Source organism: Streptomyces sp. NPDC054786, from assembly GCF_053611685.1.
The window spans coordinates 99,838-119,475 of the sequence record NZ_JBSHAW010000018.1 but is presented as its reverse complement, the minus strand read 5'-3'; the positions used below and the strand labels follow the sequence as shown (position 1 = coordinate 119,475).

13 protein-coding genes and 1 pseudogene are annotated in these 19,638 nt (G+C 70.2%); 7 read left to right on the top strand and 7 right to left on the bottom strand.

Features of this window, described 5'->3' with window-relative positions; translation table 11 throughout:
- Nucleotides 1-3: 3 nt before the first annotated feature.
- Complete coding sequence (locus ACWGI6_RS17115; protein WP_453268258.1) at nt 4-2,013, bottom strand: P-loop NTPase fold protein; 2,010 nt, start codon at nt 2,011-2,013, stop codon at nt 4-6.
- A gap of 207 nt (nt 2,014-2,220) precedes the next feature.
- Between ACWGI6_RS17115 and ACWGI6_RS17110 the strand changes: the two genes are divergently transcribed.
- Nucleotides 2,221-3,432, top strand: a complete 1,212-nt coding sequence (locus ACWGI6_RS17110) for a pyridoxal phosphate-dependent aminotransferase (RefSeq protein WP_453268257.1) — start codon at nt 2,221-2,223, stop codon at nt 3,430-3,432.
- 84 nt (nt 3,433-3,516) lie between these two features.
- Complete coding sequence (locus ACWGI6_RS17105; protein ID WP_453268256.1) at nt 3,517-3,951, top strand: SCO4983 family protein; 435 nt, start codon at nt 3,517-3,519, stop codon at nt 3,949-3,951.
- A gap of 87 nt (nt 3,952-4,038) precedes the next feature.
- Here the strand turns inward: ACWGI6_RS17105 and ACWGI6_RS17100 are convergent, their stop codons facing one another.
- Together ACWGI6_RS17100 and ACWGI6_RS17095 are read right to left on the bottom strand one after the other, a co-directional pair.
- Nucleotides 4,039-5,172, bottom strand: a complete 1,134-nt coding sequence (locus ACWGI6_RS17100; protein ID WP_453268255.1) for an L-talarate/galactarate dehydratase — start codon at nt 5,170-5,172, stop codon at nt 4,039-4,041.
- Between the two features lie 259 nt (nt 5,173-5,431).
- Nucleotides 5,432-7,255 (bottom strand): phosphoenolpyruvate carboxykinase (GTP), encoded by a 1,824-nt coding sequence (locus ACWGI6_RS17095; RefSeq protein WP_453268254.1) that lies wholly within the window; start codon nt 7,253-7,255, stop codon nt 5,432-5,434.
- A gap of 238 nt (nt 7,256-7,493) precedes the next feature.
- Here ACWGI6_RS17095 and trhA point away from each other — a divergent pair, with 238 nt between their 5' ends.
- The 3 genes from trhA (at nt 7,494) to ACWGI6_RS17080 (ending at nt 10,720) form a co-directional block, all read left to right on the top strand.
- Nucleotides 7,494-8,210, top strand: coding sequence for a PAQR family membrane homeostasis protein TrhA (gene trhA, locus ACWGI6_RS17090; protein ID WP_453268253.1), 717 nt, complete (start codon nt 7,494-7,496; stop codon nt 8,208-8,210).
- Nucleotides 8,211-8,606: 396 nt separating this feature from the next.
- Entirely contained in the window at nt 8,607-10,085 is a 1,479-nt protein-coding gene (locus tag ACWGI6_RS17085) for a DHA2 family efflux MFS transporter permease subunit (protein ID WP_453268293.1), read from the top strand.
- Nucleotides 10,086-10,087: 2 nt separating this feature from the next.
- Nucleotides 10,088-10,720, top strand: a complete 633-nt coding sequence (locus ACWGI6_RS17080) for a TetR/AcrR family transcriptional regulator (protein ID WP_453268252.1) — start codon at nt 10,088-10,090, stop codon at nt 10,718-10,720.
- Here the strand turns inward: ACWGI6_RS17080 and ACWGI6_RS17075 are convergent.
- From ACWGI6_RS17075 to ACWGI6_RS17060, 4 genes and pseudogenes are all read right to left on the bottom strand, one after another.
- Nucleotides 10,710-11,210 carry a MerR family transcriptional regulator gene (locus ACWGI6_RS17075; protein ID WP_393906762.1) on the bottom strand — a complete coding sequence of 167 codons (501 nt, stop codon included), beginning with the start codon at nt 11,208-11,210 and terminating at the stop codon, nt 10,710-10,712. The genes ACWGI6_RS17080 and ACWGI6_RS17075 overlap by 11 nt on opposite strands.
- 11 nt (nt 11,211-11,221) lie before the next feature.
- Complete coding sequence (locus tag ACWGI6_RS17070; RefSeq protein WP_453268251.1) at nt 11,222-12,589, bottom strand: amidase; 1,368 nt, start codon at nt 12,587-12,589, stop codon at nt 11,222-11,224.
- A 71-nt stretch (nt 12,590-12,660) separates the two neighbouring features.
- Nucleotides 12,661-13,668 carry an MDR family NADP-dependent oxidoreductase gene (locus ACWGI6_RS17065; protein WP_453268250.1) on the bottom strand — a complete coding sequence of 336 codons (1,008 nt, stop codon included), beginning with the start codon at nt 13,666-13,668 and terminating at the stop codon, nt 12,661-12,663.
- 126 nt (nt 13,669-13,794) lie between these two features.
- Nucleotides 13,795-15,854 (bottom strand): annotated as a pseudogene (locus ACWGI6_RS17060) (thioredoxin domain-containing protein).
- Between the two features lie 355 nt (nt 15,855-16,209).
- Between ACWGI6_RS17060 and ACWGI6_RS17055 the strand changes: the two are divergent.
- Both ACWGI6_RS17055 and ACWGI6_RS17050 read left to right on the top strand, forming a co-directional pair.
- Nucleotides 16,210-17,409 (top strand): cytochrome P450, encoded by a 1,200-nt coding sequence (locus ACWGI6_RS17055; protein WP_453268249.1) that lies wholly within the window; start codon nt 16,210-16,212, stop codon nt 17,407-17,409.
- Between the two features lie 1,062 nt (nt 17,410-18,471).
- The gene (locus tag ACWGI6_RS17050) at nt 18,472-19,158 is read left to right on the top strand and encodes a Crp/Fnr family transcriptional regulator (protein WP_453268248.1); all 687 of its coding nucleotides are present in this window, start codon (nt 18,472-18,474) and stop codon (nt 19,156-19,158) included.
- Nucleotides 19,159-19,638: the final 480 nt, after the last annotated feature.

Sequence of the window (19,638 nt, the reverse complement as noted above, 5' to 3'; positions counted from 1 at the left end):
GGGTCAGGGCAGGGGACGTTCCGCCTCGGCCGCGCGCAGGACCAGCCGCTCGATCTCGGGCCCGCTGCTCGTCAGATGCGCCCCCAACTCCTCGGCCACCGCCGATCGTTCCGGGGTGACGCGGCCCGCGTAGAAGACGAACGGGCCGTCGTAGCGGCCGTCGCGCCGCAGGCGTGCGAGGTGCTCCAGGCCCTCCCGCGGATTACCGTCCCGCTCGATGTCGGAGACGATCAGCGTCGGCCGTTCGACGGCGAGGGCGGCGTCGGCGGCTGCGGAATCCTCGGCGATCCGCACCACCGCACCGGCCGCCCGGAAGGCGTTGACCAGGGACTTGTTGTTCCGTGGGTGGTCGTCCACCCAGAGGATGCGCACGTACCGCAGCGGCGCGACGTCCGCGCCGGGCGCCGCCGTCCGCCCCGCCGGCACCGCACCGTAGGCCCCCGGCTGCATCCCGCCGTAGGCCCCCGCCGGCATCGCCCCGTACGCCCCCGTCGGCATCCCGCCGTATGCCCCGGACTGCATCCCGCCGTATGCCCCGGACTGCATCCCCCCGTACGCCCCCGCCGGCGGCTGTGCCTGAGTCGGGAGCGACTGGACGTACGCGGCGGCGGGCTCCGGCTCCACCGCGGCCGGGAGCTCGGCCCCCTCGCGCAAGCGCCGCAGCAGCTCCTCGGACCGGGACAGCGCCACCAAGCCGTCGATCAGCGAGGTGAACTCCTGGTCGCGCACCATCTCCGGGAAGGTGCTGGGCAGTTGGCGCTCCAGTCGGCTCAGTGTCGCGTCCCGGCCGTCCGCGTCCTGTTCCGGCAGGTCGTGCTCGCGCAGGAAGCGGGTCACCGTCGGCAGCTCCGCCACGGGGATCGGGTCGGGTGTCCGCAGCAGCCGGCGCACCTCCCGGTAGGTACGGAACTCGGCGATCACATCGCCCGCGCCGGACCCGGCGGCCCCGGCCACCATCCGGTAGAAGTCGGGGTAGAAGTACTGGAGCAGCAACGTCCTGACCACCGCCTCGGGCGCGAAGTCGTCCCACATCGGATTGAGCGTCGCCTCCAGCACGAAGCCGTTCACCAGGCGCTTGATGCGGCGGGGGTTACGGGCCGAGCGCTCCGCGAGCATCGTGGTCAGCCGCTCGTCCAGGAGCTGATCGATGCCGACGGTCCGGGCGCACCAGTCGATGTACGCCCGCACGCCCTGCTGGTCCGGCACCGGAATGCGGTAGCTCGTCTGGAAGATCTTCTCCATGAACGCCGAGGCGGCGGGGGACAGATCGCGTAACAGCCCGTTGGGCGCCAGCGCCGACCGGTCGCACCCGATGACGAACTCCAGGCCCGGCACGTCCAGATAGACCTTCACCGCCTCACAGACCGCGAGCACCGTCTCCTCCGGGCAGCGGTCGAGGTCGTCGATGAAGACGACCAGCAGCCGGCGCGGCCGGAAGTCATCGGTCTGCGACCACTCCTGCACCAGTTCGCCGATCGCCCCGCGCATCTCGTTGCGGGCCTGGGAGTTGACGGACAGGGTCTTCCACAGCTCGTCGACCAGTCCGGCCGCCCCGAGCGGCCCGGCGGCGACCGTCGTCACCGCGCGGACGGCCCGCAGCAGGGCGCGCCGCTCGGAGATCCGTTGCAGCGCCCGCCGCAGCACCCGCCGGTCGAACCGCATCAGGACGGACTTGATCAGGCCCTCCAGCGCATCGGCGCCCTGTGAGGTCCAGGCGTTGTACCAGACGGCGTGCGCCTCGGGGGCGTGTGCCAGCTCCGCGTCGACCAGCCGCATCAGGCTGCTCTTGCCCATCCCCCAGCCGGCGTCGACGGCGAGCGTGAACGGGGTGGAGGCGCGGGAGGCGACCAGTAGTCCGGCCAGCTGGCGGGCGGCCCGGCCGACGCCGAGCAGATCCGCGCCGGACTCGGCCACCGGTTCGTCGTTGAGCAGCACGAAAGGGCCGCGCGGCGAGGGGGCGGGCGTACCGGTGGAGGGGGAGACGGGCGGGGGTAACGGCGCCGAGGTGGACATGTGCCCGGAGCGTAGCGAGCCGCGCTCCCGGCCGCCGGGCACTCCGCGGAATCAGCGGGCGCCGCGGAATCAGCGGTGCCCCCGGGAGGGGCGCCGCGACGACCGGCCACAGAGCGTCACTACGCGTGACACACCCCACACCGTCCGCTGACCAACGTGGGGAAAAACACCGGGCGGTCGCCGAAACGCGCCCGTAAGGTGGCGGACATGCAGGTGATCCAGTCAACGAAGCTCGCCAACGTCTGCTACGAAATCCGTGGCCCGGTGCTCGAGGAGGCCATGCGGCTGGAGGCGGCGGGTCACCGCATCCTCAAGCTCAACACCGGCAACCCGGCGGCGTTCGGCTTCGAGTGCCCGCCCGAGATCCTGGAGGACATCCTCCGCTCGGTCGGCACGGCACACGGTTACGGCGACGCGAAGGGCCTGCTCTCCGCCCGCCGCGCGGTGATGCAGCACTACCAGACCAAGGGCATCGAGCTCTCCGTCGACGACATCTACCTGGGCAACGGCGTCTCCGAGCTGATCCAGATGTCGATGCAGGCGCTGCTGGACGACGGCGACGAGGTGCTGGTCCCGGCCCCGGACTACCCGCTGTGGACGGCGTCGGTCTCGCTCTCCGGCGGCACGGCCGTGCACTATCGCTGTGACGAGCAGGCGGACTGGATGCCGGACCTCGCCGATATCGAGCGCAAGGTAACCGACCGCACCAAGGCCATCGTCGTCATCAACCCCAACAACCCCACGGGTGCCGTATACGACGACGAGCTGCTGCGGGGCATCGCGGAGATCGCCCGCCGGCACAACCTGATCGTCTGCGCCGACGAGATCTACGACAAGATCCTCTACGACGGCGTCACCCACACCCCGTTCGCCTCGCTCGCTCCTGACCTGCTGACCCTGACCTTCAACGGGTTGTCGAAGTCGTACCGGGTGGCGGGCTACCGCAGCGGCTGGATGGCGGTCTGCGGCCCCAAGGCGCATGCCGCCTCGTACATCGAGGGGCTGACGATCCTCGCCAATATGCGGCTGTGCGCCAATATGCCGGCCCAGCATGCGGTCGCCACGGCCCTCGGCGGCCGTCAGTCGATCAACGAACTGGTGCTGCCCGGCGGCCGGCTGCTGGAGCAGCGCGACACGGCGTACGAGCTGCTGACGCAGATCCCCGGCGTCAGCTGCGTCAAGCCGAAGGGCGCGCTGTACGCCTTCCCGCGGCTGGACCCGAACGTGTACAAAGTCAAGGACGACCGGCAGATGGTGCTGGATCTGCTGCGCGCCGAGAAGATCATGATTGTGCACGGCACCGGCTTCAACTGGCCGGAGCCGGATCACTTCCGCCTGGTCACGCTGCCCAGCAAGGACGATCTGACGGAGGCCGTCACCCGCATCGGCTCCTTCCTGGACGGTTACGGACAGTACTGAGCCGAAGCAATTTCTATACGGACCACAACTTTAGACAATGTCTAAGCTAGGATGGTCTTCCAGACGCTTTCAGGAGGCCGTCCCATGTACGAACCGATCCGCACCAAGTCGGTCCACACCATGGCCGTCGCCCCGGAGATCCCGCACCGCTCCCGCGAGGAGGAGCTGGAGATCCGGCTCGCCGGCCAACTGACCGCGCTGCTCACCGTCACCGACGAGCTGCACGCCCTGGCGACGCGGGACGACAGCGGCGCACTGGACGACAGCGCGCTGGCCGCCGCGGCGGAGCGCATCGCCGAGCAGGTCGCGCGACTGAGCGGCGGCCACTATCCGCTGCGTGCCGAGCCCTCCGACGGCGGCAGCCCGTCCCGGACCGAGGCCCTGCACCAGCGCGCCCACACCCTGGCCGGAAACGCCCTGTCGGTCGCCACGTCCCGCGGTGACGCCGCGGCGATGGCCCTGACCGCGGAGCGGATGGAGGCACACGCCGCACCGCTCCGGGATCTCGCCACGGCGTGAGCCGCGGGGGCCGCGCCCCATCGGCCGCCCCGGCTCCCTGCCGCCGGCCCCGGCATCACTCCACCGGCCCATCCGGGCGGCACCTCTTCAGCCGGCCGACGCCTCGCACCGGTCCACGGTCCAGCCCATCGCCCGGTCACTCAGCGAGAGGCCCAGACCCGGCCGGCCCGGTACGCACATCCGCCCGTCGCGCAGCTCCAGCCGCTCGTTGAACACCGGCTCCAGCCATTCGAAGTGCTCGACCCAGGCGGTCCCGGGGTAGGCCGCGGCCAGATGGAGATGGATCTCCATCGCGAAGTGCGGAGCCAGGCTCAGCCCCTTGTGGCCGGCGAGCGCCATCACCCGCAGAAACGGGGTGATCCCGCCGACCCGCGGCGCATCCGGCTGGACGAAGTCCGCCGCGCCCGCCTCGATCAGCCGGGTGTGCTCCTCCGCGCCGGTGAGCATCTCGCCGGTGGCCACCGGGGTGTCGAGCGACGCCGCGAGCGCGGCATGCCCCTCGACGTCGTACGCATCCAACGGCTCCTCGATCCAGGTCAGTTGGAACTGCTCCAGGGTCCGTCCCAACCGCTGGGCGGTGGCCCGGTCCCACTGCTGATTGGCGTCCACCATCATCGGGACACCGTCGCCGAGATGACCGCGGACCGTCTCGACGCGCCGGAGGTCGGCCGCCGTGTCCGGCTGCCCCACCTTGATCTTGATGCCGCCGATGCCCTGCGCCAGCGCCGTATCGGCGTTCTCCAGGACCTGTTCGACCGGCGTGGACAGAAAGCCGCCGGAGGTGTTGTAGCAAGGCACGGCGGAACGGTGGGCGCCGAGGAGCTTGGCGAGCGGCAGGCCCGCGCGCCGCGCCTTGAGGTCCCACAGGGCGATGTCGAAGGCGGCGACCGCCTGAACGGCCAGTCCGCTGCGGCCCATCGAGGCGCCGGCCCAGACCAGCTTCTGCCAGAGCCGGCCGGTGTCGCTGGGGTCCTCACCGATCAGCTCCGGCGCTATCTCACGGGCATGCGCATACAGCCCGGGGCCGCCCGCCCGTTTCGCATAGCCGAAGCCCAGCCCCTCCAACCCCGCCTCGGTGACGATCCGCGCAAAGATCAACGCGACCTCGGTGAGCGGTTTCTGCCGGCCCGTGAGCACCTTGGCGTCGCTGATCGGCTCCGGCAACGGGAGCCGGACGAAGGAAACGCCGACGGTCGCAATGCGATCAGTGCTGAGGCTCATGCCCCTCAGCCTCGACCGCAACCCCACACAGGGTCAAGAGTCCGAACTGTGTTCATGGATGAGAACGCGACGTGGCGGGGACAGTGGCTTGGGATGGTGGCCTGAGATGGAGGCGGGGACGGTGAGGGGGCCGGGGCGTGGGGCGCAACGGAGGCGGGCACAGCGGCCAGGCACGACGACGGGGACGGGCCCCTGTCAACGAGCCGGGGCCCCGCACACCATGTGCGGGGCCCCGGCCGGGTGGTGAACGGTGCGGTGGTCAGCCGAGCCGCTGGACCAGTGCGCGGTACTCGTCCCACAGCTCCTTCGGCGTGTGGTCACCGAAGGTGTTGAGGTGCTCGGGGATCAGCGCCGCCTCCTCGCGCCACACGTCCTTGTCGACGGTGAGCAGGAAGTCGAGGTCGGCGTCATCGAGGTCCAGGCCCGCGGTGTCCAGCGCGGCCTTCGTGGGCAGCACGCCGATGGGGGTCTCGACGCCCTCGGCCGTGCCCTCCAGCCGCTCGACGATCCACTTGAGCACCCGGCCGTTCTCGCCGAAGCCGGGCCACACGAAGCGGCCCTTGTCGTCCTTGCGGAACCAGTTGACGTAGTAGATCTTCGGCAGCTTGGACTGGTCCTTGTCGGCACCGACCTTGACCCAATGGCCCATGTAGTCGCCCATGTTGTAGCCGCAGAACGGCAGCATGGCGAACGGGTCGCGGCGCAGCTCGCCGACCTTGCCCTCGGCCGCGGCGGTCTTCTCGCTGGCCACGTTGGCGCCGAGGAAGACGCCGTGCCGCCAGGTCAGCGACTCGGTCACCAGCGGTACGGCGCTGGCGCGGCGGCCGCCGAAGAGGATCGCGGAGATCGGCACGCCCTTGGGGTCCTCCCACTCGGGCGCGATGATCGGGCACTGGCCGGCCGGGACGGTGAAGCGGGCGTTGGGGTGGGCCGCCGGGGTCGCGGACTCCGGCGTCCAGTCGTTGCCCTTCCAGTCGGTCAGGTGAGCGGGCTTCTCCTCCGTCATGCCCTCCCACCAGACGTCGCCGTCGTCGGTGAGCGCGACGTTGGTGAAGACGGAGTTGCCCCACATCGTCTTCATCGCGTTGGCGTTGGTGTGCTCGCCGGTACCGGGCGCGACGCCGAAGAAACCGGCCTCGGGGTTGATGGCGTAGAGGCGGCCGTCCTCGCCGAAGCGCATCCAGGCGATGTCGTCGCCGATGGTCTCGACGGTCCAGCCGGAGATCGTGGGCTCCAGCATCGCGAGGTTGGTCTTGCCGCAGGCGCTCGGGAAGGCGGCGGCGACGTACTTGGACTCGCCCTGCGGCGGGGTGAGTTTGAGGATCAGCATGTGCTCGGCGAGCCAGCCCTCGTCACGCGCCATGACGGAGGCGATACGCAGCGCGTAGCACTTCTTGCCGAGCAGGGCGTTGCCGCCGTAGCCCGAGCCGTAGGACCAGATCTCGCGGTCCTCGGGGAAGTGCGAGATGTACTTGGTGGAGTTGCACGGCCACGGCACGTCGGCCTCGCCCTCGGCCAGCGGCGCACCGAGGGTGTGCACCGCCTTGACGTAGAAGCCGTCCTCACCGAGCTCGTCGAGCACCGGCTGCCCCATGCGCGTCATGGTGCGCATCGAGACCGCGACATAGGCGGAGTCGGTGATCTCCACGCCGATCGCGGAGAGCGGGGAGCCCAGCGGGCCCATGCAGAACGGGACGACGTACATCGTCCGGCCGCGCATCGAACCGCGGAAGACGCCCTGCTCGCCGACGAAGATCTCCCGCATCTCGGCGGGGGCCTTCCAGTGGTTGGTCGGGCCGGCGTCCTCCTCCTTCTCGGAGCAGATGAAGGTGCGGTCCTCGACGCGCGCCACGTCCGAGGGGTCGGAAGCCGCGTAGTAAGAGTTGGGGCGCTTGATCGGGTCGAGCTTCTTGAACGTGCCCTTGTCGACGAGCTCCTCGCACAGCCGCTCGTACTCCGCCTCCGAGCCGTCACACCAGACGACCCGGTCGGGCTGGGTGAGCGCTGCGATCTCGTCGACCCAGGCGGTGAGTCCCTGGTGACGGGTCGGAATGGGAGAGGGAGCCGCGTTGTCGCGCGCCACGATCGCTCCTAGATGAGGGTGTGGACGGATTTATGCCCGTTTTGCCGGGAAATCCGCATCTTTTGTTTGCCTGCCCCTTGGGGGCTGCGACCCGGATGCTTCGTGACCGCTCATCCGGTGCCGACCGCACTCATTTGATCATCCGACCCGAATAGGGTTCTGTCCAGAGGGCACCTTCGTGACCGTCACCACTTCGGCACGAATCCGTAACTTACGGTCGCGTAGGTAGCATTGCTCCATGACTTCCGCGCCCGACGCCGCCGAGAGCCAGCCCTCCTCCGCGCCGCCCGCGATCGCGGCGGTCGCCGCCGCGGCCGCGCCACTCAAGCCCAAACTGCGCGGCTGGCTGCATGCCGGAATGTTCCCCGCCGTCCTCCTCTCCGGGGTCATACTGACGGCCCTCGCCGACAGCCCCAGAGGCCGTCTGGCCTGCGCCATCTACACCATGTCCGCCTGCCTGCTCTTCGGGGTCAGCGCCCTCTACCACCGCGGCAACTGGGGTCCGCGGGCCGACGGCGTGCTGCGCCGGCTCGACCACGCCAACATCTTCCTGATCATCGCGGGCACCTATACGCCGCTGACGATGCTGCTCATGCCCGGTTCCCGCGGTCAGGCGCTGCTCTGGGCGGTCTGGGCGGCCGCACTGGCCGGCATCGCCTTCCGGGTCTTCTGGGTCGGCGCCCCCCGCTGGCTCTACACCCCCTGCTACATCGCGATGGGCTGGGCCGCGGTCTTCTTCCTGCCCGACTTCCTGCACACCGGCGGCGTCGCCGTCCTGGTGCTGGTCATCGTCGGCGGGCTGCTCTACAGCGCGGGCGGCGTGATCTACGGGATCAAGCGCCCCAACCCCTCACCGCGGTGGTTCGGCTTCCACGAGGTCTTCCACTCCTTGACCCTGGCGGCCTTCGTCGTGCACTACGTCGGCATCTCCCTGGTGGCCTATTCGCACGCCTGAGGCGCCCCGGCCCGAGCGGCCGGCGCCCCCCGACCCCCCGCGCCACCGTGGCCGCGGCCCCTGAGGCCGCGGCCATTTGCCATGCCTGACGTACACGAAACGCATCCGTACACCCCCGAGCTTCACTGACAGTAATCACTGTACTCCACATCGTGACACACCCGGCAGACAGTTGACCTTCGACAAGAAATTGACAGCCTAAATCTTTTGAGAGTTACTGTCATTTGAAGCTGACCGTTGGCTTTTCTGTGTTCTCCCGGACCTGACTCTCAGAGGTGTGCCATGACATCGCAGACCGACCGGCCACTCACCCCGGCCGCGGACGGCCCGGCACCATCGGCGTCCGCGCCGCCCGGCCCCCGTCGCTGGTGGGCCCTCGGCGCTCTCGTCGCCGCCATGCTCGTCCTCGGTTTCGACACGACGATCCTCAACGTCGCGCTGCCGACGATGGCCGGGCAGCTCGGCGCCGACACCGGGCAGCAGCAGTGGATCGCCGACGCCTACACCGTGGTGCTGGCCGCCCTGATGCTCCCCGCCGGGCTCCTCGGCGACAGGTTCGGCCGCCGCCGGATGCTGATCACCGGACTCGGGATCTTCCTCGTCGGCTCGCTGCTCGGCACCCTCGTCGACAGCCCCGAACTCGTCATCGCCGCCCGCGCGGTGATGGGGATCGGCGCGGCGCTGATCATGCCGCTGGCGATGTCCGTACTGCCCTCGCTCTTCGGGCCCGCCGAGCGGTCCGCCGCCGTGGGTGCGATCTCCGCCGCGGCCGCGCTCGGCATGCCGCTCGGGCCGCTCGTCGGCGGCTGGCTGCTGGACCACTTCTGGTGGGGCGCGGTCTTCTTCGTGAACGTCCCGCTGGTCGTGATCGCCATCGCCGCCTGCCTCTTTCTGCTCCCCGAAACGAGCGACCCGACGTCCCCGGAGGTCGACGCGCTCTCGGCCGTGCTCACCGTCGCGGGGCTCGGCGCCCTGGTGTTCGGCATCATCGAGGCGCCCGCGCGCGGCTGGGGCGACCCGCGCGTGGTGACCGCGCTGGCCGCATCCGTCGCCCTGCTCACCGGCCTGGTGCTGCGCGGCCGCCGCCTGGCACGGCCGATGCTCGATCTGCGGCTGCTGCGCGGCCGCAGCTTCCTCTGGAACACCGTCGCGGCGTCGCTGGGCACCCTGGTGCTCTCCGGCCTGATGTTCCTGCTCCCCCAGTACCTGCAGGCCGTACGGGGACACGACGCCTTCGGCACCGGGCTGCGGATGCTGCCGATGATGGCCGGGCTGCTGATCGCGGCCAAGGGGAGCGGTGCGCTCGCCGGGCGCACCGGTCCGCGCCCCGTCATCACCGGCGGCCTGCTCGTCCTGGCCGCGGCGGCCTTCCTCGGCGCCACCACGGATGTGCACGACGGCTACGGCCACACCGCCCTGTGGCTGTCCCTCGCGGGTATCGGCTTCGGCTTCGCCATGGTCCCCGCCATGGACGCCGCGCTGGGCGCGCTGCCACCGGAGCGGGCCGGCAGCGGCTCCGGACTCCTCATGACCATGCGGCAGTTCGGCGGTGCGCTCGGGGTGGCGCTGCTCGGCAGCCTGCTCGCCGGCGCGTACGGCGACCGGCTCGACACCGCAGGACTGCCCGCACCGGCCGCCGAAGCGGCCGGTGATTCGGTCGTGGCCGCCCACCTGGTGGCCGGCCGGATCGGCTCGCCCCACCTGGCCGCCGCCGCGAACAGCGCGTTCGTGCACGGCATGAGCCTCGTCCTGCTGATGTGCGGCATCGCGGCCCTGGCGGCGGCACTGCTGACGGCCGTCTTCCTGCCCAACCCGCGTACGGGGCGCCGTACCCGCACGGACCCGGCCGTGGCCCCCGGGACACCTGATGCCTGACAATGACGTCCATGGCCGCACGTACATCTGCCACCACGCCGCCCGGGACGCCGAAGGTCGGGCTGCGGGAGCGGAAGAAGATCCAGACCCGGCAAGCGATCCGGCGGGCCGCCTACCGGCTCTTCGAGGAGCAGGGGTACGACGCGACCCCCGTCGATCAGATCGCCGAGGCCGCGGATGTCTCGCCGAGCACGGTCTTCCGCTACTTCCCCACCAAGGAAGACATCGTGCTCACGGACGAGTACGACGCCGTGCTGGAGACCGGGCTCCGGGCGCGCCCCGCGGGCGAGCCGATGGTCGAGTCGATGCGGCAGGTCACCATCGAGGCGCTGCGCAAGATCGCCGAGGAGGACCGCACCGAACTCGTCCAGCGCGTCCGGCTGATCCGTGAGGTGCCCGCCATCCGGGGCCGGACGGCGGAGAACACCGCACGGGACGCGGAGATGCTCGCCGCGGTACTGGCGGAACGCTCCGGCCGCCCGGCCGACGACCTGGAACTACGCGTGATCATCGGCGCGATCCTGGCCGGGCTCCAGGAGGCGATGCTGAGCTGGGTCGAGGAAGGCCAGACCACCGATCTGGAGGATCTGATCCACCGGACGATGGACGTACTGGCGCGGGGCCTCACCCTCTGAGGGCGGGGGCGGCCGGGGGCGGAGCGCCGTCCAGCCTGAAGACCGGGCCGCTGTCCGCTCCGGCGCGTCCCCCGGCGCCCGGCTCCTGCGGCGCGCACGACTCCCCCGGCGCGCACGGCCCGCTCAGCCGCGCGGCGAGCCGCGCCCGTAGCTGCGACAACCGCTCGATGCGGGCGTCGAGGTCGGCGAGCCGGCGCCGGGCCACGGCTTCGGCAGCCGCACTGCACTCCGAGCGGGGGTCCTTCGGGAGGAGATCCGGTCCTTCGCCGGGCGCCATGGTCCGCAGCAGATGCGCGCAGGCCCGGACATCGCCGACCGTCAGCCCCGCCTCCCGCAGTTCGCGTACGGCCTGGAGCCGGCGGATGTCCTCCGCGTCGTACTCCCGGTGCCCCGACGGCGTGCGACGGGCCGTCACCAGCCCCCGCTGCTCGTAGTAGCGCAGCGTGCGCGGTGTCATGCCGGTGGCCGCTGCGGCGTCCCCGATGCGCATCTGTCCTCCCGTTACGGCACCCGGCCCGTGCGCGCCGGGCCCGGTCGGCCGTTCTCGTGCAGTACACCTTCGATGCCTGCCGCCCCGTACAGCAGGTCCTCGTCCGCGCCGAACGCGCCGACGAGCTGGAGGCCGAGCGGCAGCCCGTCGGCGGCGTGGCCGGCGGGCAGGCTGACGGACGGCAGCCCGGCGTTGCTCCATGGCAGGCACATGATCGAGGTGCCGGTGGTGCTCAGGTCCGCGGGCGCCGGACCCGTGGCCGACGGGGCGATCCACACGTCGATGCCGGACGCTGCCCCGTCCGCCGCGAGCCCCTCCCGGAACGCGGCGCGCCGTACCCGGGCCGCCCCGTAGGCGGTGTCCCCGATCGTGTGCCCCTGACGGATGGCGGCCGTGGTCTCCTCCCGGTAGCGGTCGCCGAAGCGCGCGAACCAGTCGGTGTGGGCCCGCGCGACCTCGTAGCGGTTCATCGTGAACAGCTGCTCCACGATCTGCTCGAAGTCGTCCATCACCGGCACCTCGCGCACCGTGTACCCGGCCGACCGCAGCAGCTCCCGCTGCTCCGTGAAGGCCGCCAGCGCCTCGTCACCGGCCCGCTCCAGATACGGGCCGGCCGGCACGCCCAGCACCGGACGCCGCGTCCGCCCCGCCGGCCCCGGCACCTCGTCCGCCCGGTCCTGCCACCCGTCGCAGAGCACCGACGCGGCAAGCGCGACACCCGCCACGTCCGTGGCGTAGCACCCGAGGGTGTCGAAACTGACGGCGTTGGGGATCACCCCGTCGACGGGTATCCGCCCGTAGCTCGGCTTGAAGCCGACCACTCCGCAGTACGCGGCGGGGCGGATCATCGAGCCGACGGTCTGTGTCCCGATGGCCAGCGACACCATCCCGGCGGCGACCGCGGCGGCCGATCCGCTGCTCGAACCACCGGGCGTATGTGCCGGGTTGTGCGGGTTACGGGTCGGGCCCGGCGCGGTGACCGCGAACTCCGCGGTCACGGTCTTGCCCGCGATCAGCGCGCCGGCGGCGCACAGCCGGTCGATGACGGTGGCCTGCGGACCGCCGAGCACCTCCGGGGGCAGCGCCGAGCCCGCACGGGTGGGCAGACCGTCGACGTGCACGATGTCCTTGATGCCGACCGGGACGCCGTACAGGGCGGGCCGGCCGGCGGGCTCAGGCGGGCCGGCCGCCGTCCGCTGCCGGGCCGCCTCCAGGAGCCGCGTACGCCGCCCCGGCTCGGGCACGAACGCCCGCACCTGCGGGTCGATGGCGTCGATACGGTCGCACGAACGGTGCACCGCGTCGACGGGGTCGTCCGCGCCGGCCCGTAGCGCCGCGGCTTCCTGGACAAGGGATCGCTGCCGGAGCAAGGTCGTCACTCCTGCAGGCTACAACCGGGGTCGGACAACGGCGGAGGAATCACCTGTGGCCGCGACGCCCGGCGCCGTCCTCACAACTCCACGACCACGGCGCCCAGATGACGTCCCTCGGTCAGCTCGCGCAGGGCACGCGGCGCCTGCTCGATGCCCTGCAGCCGGACGTGCGGGAAGGTGAGGGTGCCCGCGCGCAGCCCCTCGCCGAACCGCCGGTTCCACTCCGGGATCACGTCCAGGTGGTCGTACAGGGCGACACCGCGCACGGTGATGCTGCGGGAGAGCAGCGAGAGGCTGTCGACCTCGATCGTGGTGGCCTTGCCGTCGTCGGCGAGCTGGCTGGACAGCGACCCGACGATGGCGAGCCGGGCGCCCCTTCTGGCGACGGCGAGGGCGGCCTGCAGCTGCTCACCGCCCACGTTGTCGAAGAGCGCGTCAATGCCCTCCGGGGCGGCCGTGCGCAGCTGCTCCTCGATGGGGCCCGCGCCACGGATCACCACGGCGTCATAGCCGAGTTCCTTGATCAACCGGTCCGCCTTCGCCTGCGATCCCGTACTGCCGATGACCCTTGCGGCGCCGCGCAGCCGGGCGATCTGGCCCGCCAGCGAACCCACACCGCCCGCCGCCCCCGTGACGAAGACCGTGTCGCCGGGGTGTACCTCGGCGCCGCGCACCACGCCCATCCAGGCGGTGGGGCCCTGCGAGAGGTAGCCGGCCGGGTCGGGCAGCAGGCCGGGGTCGAGCCGGTGCGCCTGGTCGGCGTCCACCACGGCGTATTCGCGCCAGCCGAGGCGGTGCTCCACCAGGTCGCCGGGGTTGAGGTCGGTCCCCGGGGCGGCGACCACCTCGCCGATGGCCGAGCCGTGCAGCGGCTCACCGACCACGTAGGAGGGCATCGGCACATCGCTGGTCTCGTTCATCAGCGTGCGCATCACGGCGGCGACGCCCATCAGGGTGTTGCGTACCAGCACCTGGCCGGGCACGGGTTCCGGGACCGGCACCTCCACGATCTCGAAGAGGTCATCGGTGACCGGTCCCTGAGGGCGGGCGGCCAAGCGGACTTCGCGGTGTGTGCGATTCGACATACCCCCGAGGCTAAAACTTGACGCGCGCGTCAAGGTCAATCCGGTCACCGGTCCACAGGACTGGTGGCGGTTGCCCCCTGGGAGGGCCGCCCTGCCGGACGCCCCGGGGGCCCCGCCGTCGTCACCTCATCCCCGGAGCCGCTCCGTCAGCTCCTCCGGGTCGGTCGTCGGCCGCTCGCAGGTGAAGTGGCGGCAGACATAGGCGGCCGGTTTGCCGTCGACCAGGGGGCGGTCCTGGAGGAGCGGCACCTCGTCGGCCCCGGGTTCGCCCAGCGCGGTGACCGCCCCCGGGGCGGTGCCGAGCAGTGCGGCGCGGTGCAGCGCGACGGTGGCCGGATCGCCCTGCGGGCCGACGACGGCGACCTCGCGCGGGCCGTCGAGCGCGGCCTCGGCGACGGCCAGCCCCCATCCGATGAAGCGCGGTGCCCGGCCGCCGAGCGCGGTGACGATGCCCAGGGCCCGCTCCGCGGCGCTCCGGTGGAGGTCGCTGCCGGTCAGCGCCGCGTACGACAGCAGGGCACCGGCCGCCGCGGTCCACCCGGAGGGCGTCGCATTGTCGGTCGGGTCCTGGGGGCGGCGGATCAGGGCCTCGGCGTCGGCCGCGGTGTCGTAGAGCGCGCCGTCCTCGGTGGTGAACTGCAGCAGCACGGTGTCCAGGAAGAAGCCCGCGAACTCCACCCAGACGCCCTCACCGGTGACCGAGGCCAGGGTGAGGAAGCCCTCCGCCACATTGGCGTAGTCCTCCAGGACGCCGGAGTTGGCGCCGGGCGTCCCGTCGCGGGAGGTGCGGTGCAGCCGGGCGTGCCAGTCCATGTGGACGCGTACCAGCAGGTCGGCGGCGTCGGTGGCGGCCTGGATCAGGTCCGGCCGGTCGAAGTAGGCACCGGTCTCGGCGAGCGCGGCGATGGCCAGCCCGTTCCAGGAGGCGACGACCTTGTCGTCCCGGCCGGGGCGCGGCCGCTCCTCCCGCGCCGCGAGCAGCCGCTGCTTGACGGAGGCCATCCGTTCGGCGTCCACCGGGTCTTCGGTTTCCGGGAGTTGGAGGACCGAGGCGCCCTCCTCGAAGGTCCCCTCCTCGGTGACGCCGAAGCAGCCGGCGGCGAATTCCGCGTCCTTCTCACCCAGTACGGCGCGCAGCTGCTCGGGCGTCCAGACGTAGTAGGCGCCCTCGACATGCCTGCCGGTACCCGAGCCGTCGTCGCTGTCCGCGTCCAGTGCGGAGGAGAAACCGCCCTGCTCGGTGCGCAGTTCGCGGACCATGAAGTCGGCGGTCTCGACGGCGATCCGGCGGGCCAGGTCCGAGTCCGTGGACCGCCACAGGTGGGCGTAGGTCCGGCACAGCAGGGCGTTGTCGTAGAGCATCTTCTCGAAGTGCGGCACGGTCCAGGTGGCGTCCACCGCATAGCGCGCGAAACCGCCGCCGAGCTGGTCGTAGATGCCGCCGCGGGCCATCGCCGCACAGGTCCCCTGCACCATTTCCAGCGCCCCGGCGGAGCCGGTGCGGGCGTGGTGGCGGAGCAGGAACTCCAGCACCATGGACGGCGGGAACTTGGGCGCACCGCCGAACCCGCCGTGCCCCGCGTCGAATTCGCGGGTCAGGCCCATCAAGGCGCTGTGCAGCTCCTCGGGGCGCGGTGGCCGCCGGTCCGCGGGCAGCGACTCGGTCAGGGACCGTCCGGCCAGGTCGGCGACGATCCGGCCGGCGACCTCGCCGACCTCCTCACGACGGTCGGCCCAGGCGCTGCGCACCCCCTCCAGGACCTGCTCGAAGGACGGCATGCCGTGGCGGGGCTCGGGCGGGAAGTACGTACCGAAGTAGAAGGGCTCGGCGTCGGGGGTGAGGAAGACGGTCATCGGCCAGCCGCCCTGGCCGGTGGCGGCCTGCACGGCCTCCATGTAGACGGCGTCGACGTCGGGGCGTTCCTCACGGTCGACCTTGACCGCCACGAAATGCTCGTTGAGCAGGGCGGCAGTGGCCGGGTCCTCGAAGCTTTCGTGAGCCATCACATGGCACCAGTGGATTACTGGAAGCATAAGTGGCAGGACGCATAGCCCACACTCAAGAGAATGGGCACGTCCCGCCGCTTAGCTTCCGTCATCGCCCCCTCTCCCCATGGCCACCAATCCACCGGATTGGAGGCGTGCTGGAGCAGGTAAGGCGACTGGGAGCTGGCCAGTCGATTCATACCGGCATCGTCGCACGACCCGGACCGTCCGGCCCAGCTTGCCGGCACGCGGCATGGAATGGGTGCGGAGCCCACAGAGCCCCTCGGCCGCCGGTGTGATGAGTGAGATCACCACGCCGACGACGAGGGGCTCTGCCACGTCATGCCCCTCGCTGACCAGTCCGTATCTCCCCGGAGCACGGGATGAGGGGGCTCGGCAGGCGGACAAACTTCCGGTCAAGGAGTGCTCACTGCTCAAGAGTGAGCAGAACCGGCACTGCCGTTCGATCAGACTCCGGACCAGCAGCCTCACGCGGGACCTAGCCCACCGGGGGAGACCCGTCCCAGCCGGGGCGGGAGCGAGGAGTAAGGACGCATGACGGATACGGGACAGGCGTACACCTACCCTTTCGAGGGGCAAACGCATGGGCTGGAGATCCACCCGCGAGTCGCCGAACTCCGGGAGACGGAACCGCTGGCCAGAGTGCGCCTCCCGTACGGCGCTGAGGGATGGCTGGTCGCGCGTCACGACGACGTCAAGATCGTCAACTCGGATCCGCGTTTCAGCCGGGCCTCGGTGGGTGAGGACACTCCGCGCACCACGCCGCTGAGCCTCCGGAGCGAGAACATCCTGAGTATCGACGCCCCGGATCACACGCGCCTGCGCCGCCTGGTGTCCAAGGCGTTCACCCCGAAACGGATCGGCCAGATGCAGTCGTGGCTCGAGGAGCTGGCCTCCGGCCTCATCGACCGCATGGCGCGCAAGGGGTCACCGTCCGATGCGGTGAAAGACCTCGCCGAACCGTTCAGCGTCGCGGTGATCTGCCGGCTGCTGGGCGTGCCCTACGAGGACCGGGGCAAGTTCCAAGGCTGGTCCGAGGTCATCATGTCCTCCACGACGTACAGCAGGGAGGAAGTGGGAGCGGCCAACTTCGCCCTCTGCAGCTACCTGGCGGACCTGGTGGCGGCACGCCGGGCGACTCACCACGAGGACCTGCTGGGAGTCCTCGTGGCGGCCAGGGACGACGAGGACCGCCTCTCCGAGGCCGAGCTGATCACTTTCGGGGTCACCCTGCTCATTGCCGGGCACGAGACGACGGCTCATCAACTGGCCAACATGATCTACGTCCTGCTCACCCACGAGGACCAACTGGCCCTGCTCCGCGAGCAGCCCGAGCTGCTACCGCGCGCGGTGGAGGAGCTGTTGCGCTTCGTCCCGCTCGGCATCGGTATCGTGAATGCCCGCATCGCGACCGAGGACATCGAGCTGAGCGGTGGCACGGTACGTACCGGTGAGGGGGTCCTGGCCCCCGTGTCCCACGCCAACCGTGACCCCCGCGTGTTCACCGATCCGGACCAGCTGGACATCACCCGGGAGAAGAACCCGCACCTGACCCTCGGTCATGGGGCCCACTACTGCCTCGGTGCCCAGCTCGCGCGCATGGAGCTGCAGGTGGCGATCGGTTCCCTGCTCCAACGCTTCCCGAATGCTCACCTGGCCGTGCCGGCAGAGGAGATAGCGTGGAAGACGGGCGGTGTGTTCCGGGGCCCCGAGCACCTGCCCCTCGCATGGTGAGGCCCTGGCGGAGAAGCCCATCTGCCGACGGCCGGGGGCCGGCATCGAGGCGACACGGGCGCGGGAATCTGCGCCGAAATGGCTTCGCTCGCTTCCGGGTGAACGGCGGACATGCAAGCGAAGGTCCCGGAGACACCCGAACGACGGTCATGGAGCTTTCGTTTGTCGTTTCGGGCCGGCCCGAAGAGCGGTGGGCATTCTCATTCCGCACGGCAAGTAACGAGGCAGTGCTATAGAGGCCCGCTCGATCTCACAGAAGATGCATAGGTGGCAGCTACACATCAGTTGTCAAATTGGCTATGCTCAACTCCGTGACCAACCACCCCCACCGCTGTGGCGCGCTGCCCCATCTCCTCAGCACCAGAACCACATCTACCAGAATAGTCACCTCCGGTTTCTGGGCCGTCTCCCAGCCATCCTCCCACCACGACTCTGCGGCAGCCCCCCTCATAGGGAGGCCGGCACGATGACCAAGGGAATGCATCGAACTCCCGCGTGGAGTGCAGGTTTTCCATGGACGGCATGAACGAGCACCCCTGAGACCCTCCACGTCAGGGGTCCTCACAAGCCATATCCTCGCCTGGCAGAGATGTTGACAGCAGGCTGAGAAGGTCGGCCGCATCCGGCCTTCTCGGCATCCGGCAGGACGAAATTCTCATGCTCGCTCGCGAAGAGTCCGGGACGCCCCACTGTCGGGAGTTGTGCGGTTACTCCACCCGCCGATCCCTACACCGCCCCTCAGCGGATCCACCGGACCTGAGCACGTGCAGTGCAATGCCATGCCTGCACAGCCGACTCGCTCGCCTGCCACGTCTTCGCCCATGAGGCTTCGCAAGGGATTGCTCCGACGGGCAGTCACTGCAGGCCTTCGCGCACGTCGGCGCCCGAGTTCCGCCGAGCCGGCCGGCCGCGACCGGCCCACCCCAATCGTCACGGAGGGGCCGGCTTCACCCCCGCCCTGGCCGGCGCCAACGGATTCGCCGCCGACTCGAGCCAGAAACGGACTCGCAGAACGCTGCCGATTCACCCAACTGCTTTGAGTTGCACCAGGAGTACACGAAAATGAGCACCGCGTATTGCTCCAGGCCGCCCGCTGATCTCCTCAGCAGACTGAGAGACATCCTGGTGGATGGGCCGCTGCTCGGCACGCGCCTCGCGCTCAAAAGGAACGAATACGCCTACAGCGCCGGCGACACCGATCAGAGCATCTACTTCCTTGAGAGCGGACGACTCAAAACAGTCATGTTCTCGCGCAGCGGAAAAGAGTGCCTGCTGCACATATGCTCTCCGGGTGAAATATTTGGAGAGCAGGGCGCCTGGGGGGAGGTACGCGAGGATTCAACAATTGCGATGCAGGACAGTGTCCTGCATCGAGTACCGCTCTCTCAGTTCATCAGCACTATCACTCAAGAAGGGTTAATTGGCGACTATGTCGCATACCTGTCCAGTCGACTGTCCGAACAGCAGCAGGCGATAACAAATCTGGTGACCGTCGACAGCGAACAACGCCTCGGAACGATTTTGCTCGACCTGGCCGACAGGCTGGGCAGGGGTGATCAGCTCAACCCCCGCATCGAAGACCGGATCACCCATGAAGAGTTGGCCAGGATGGTGGGCACGACCCGCTCTCGTATCGGGTTCTTCCTCAAGGCCTTCCGCAGCAACGAACTCATCGAGATCTCACAGACCTCACGTCTGATCGTCAACCGGCAGCGCCTTTCCGAGTATCTCGACGAGCGGTACGGCTGATATCAGCCCGAGCAATCACCTCACCGCCATCGGCCACGACCGGTCCCTTCGGCACATCGACCGATCCGTCGTCCCCGCCGACGCCGAGCTGAGCTCCCTCAACCCGCCGTCAACGCCCTCGAAGCCGGCATGCGAATGGCCCCGCCGACGAGCGCCTGTGGAACGGCTGTTGCGCGCCGTCCACGGCACAGGTGACGAGGCTCGCCTGCGGCTTCCCCGGAGTGGGGACACCGGGGCTCTCACCGCGATCGATGGATCACCCCCTCCACGCTGCCGTCGCGGGAGCTCATGTGGGTGGGCCGTCGAGGAACCGGGCATTTCTCATGAGCAGAGCCCGGAACGCTCCCGAGGTGCAGCCACCCGCCGCCGACCCGCACCTACGTGATGACGCCGCACCGCTTCCCCGGGCGCCGGGTCGGCGGGATTGCCGGCCGACCGGTCGCTGCGTTCCGGTTCGCCAACGTATCGGTGACCGGAACC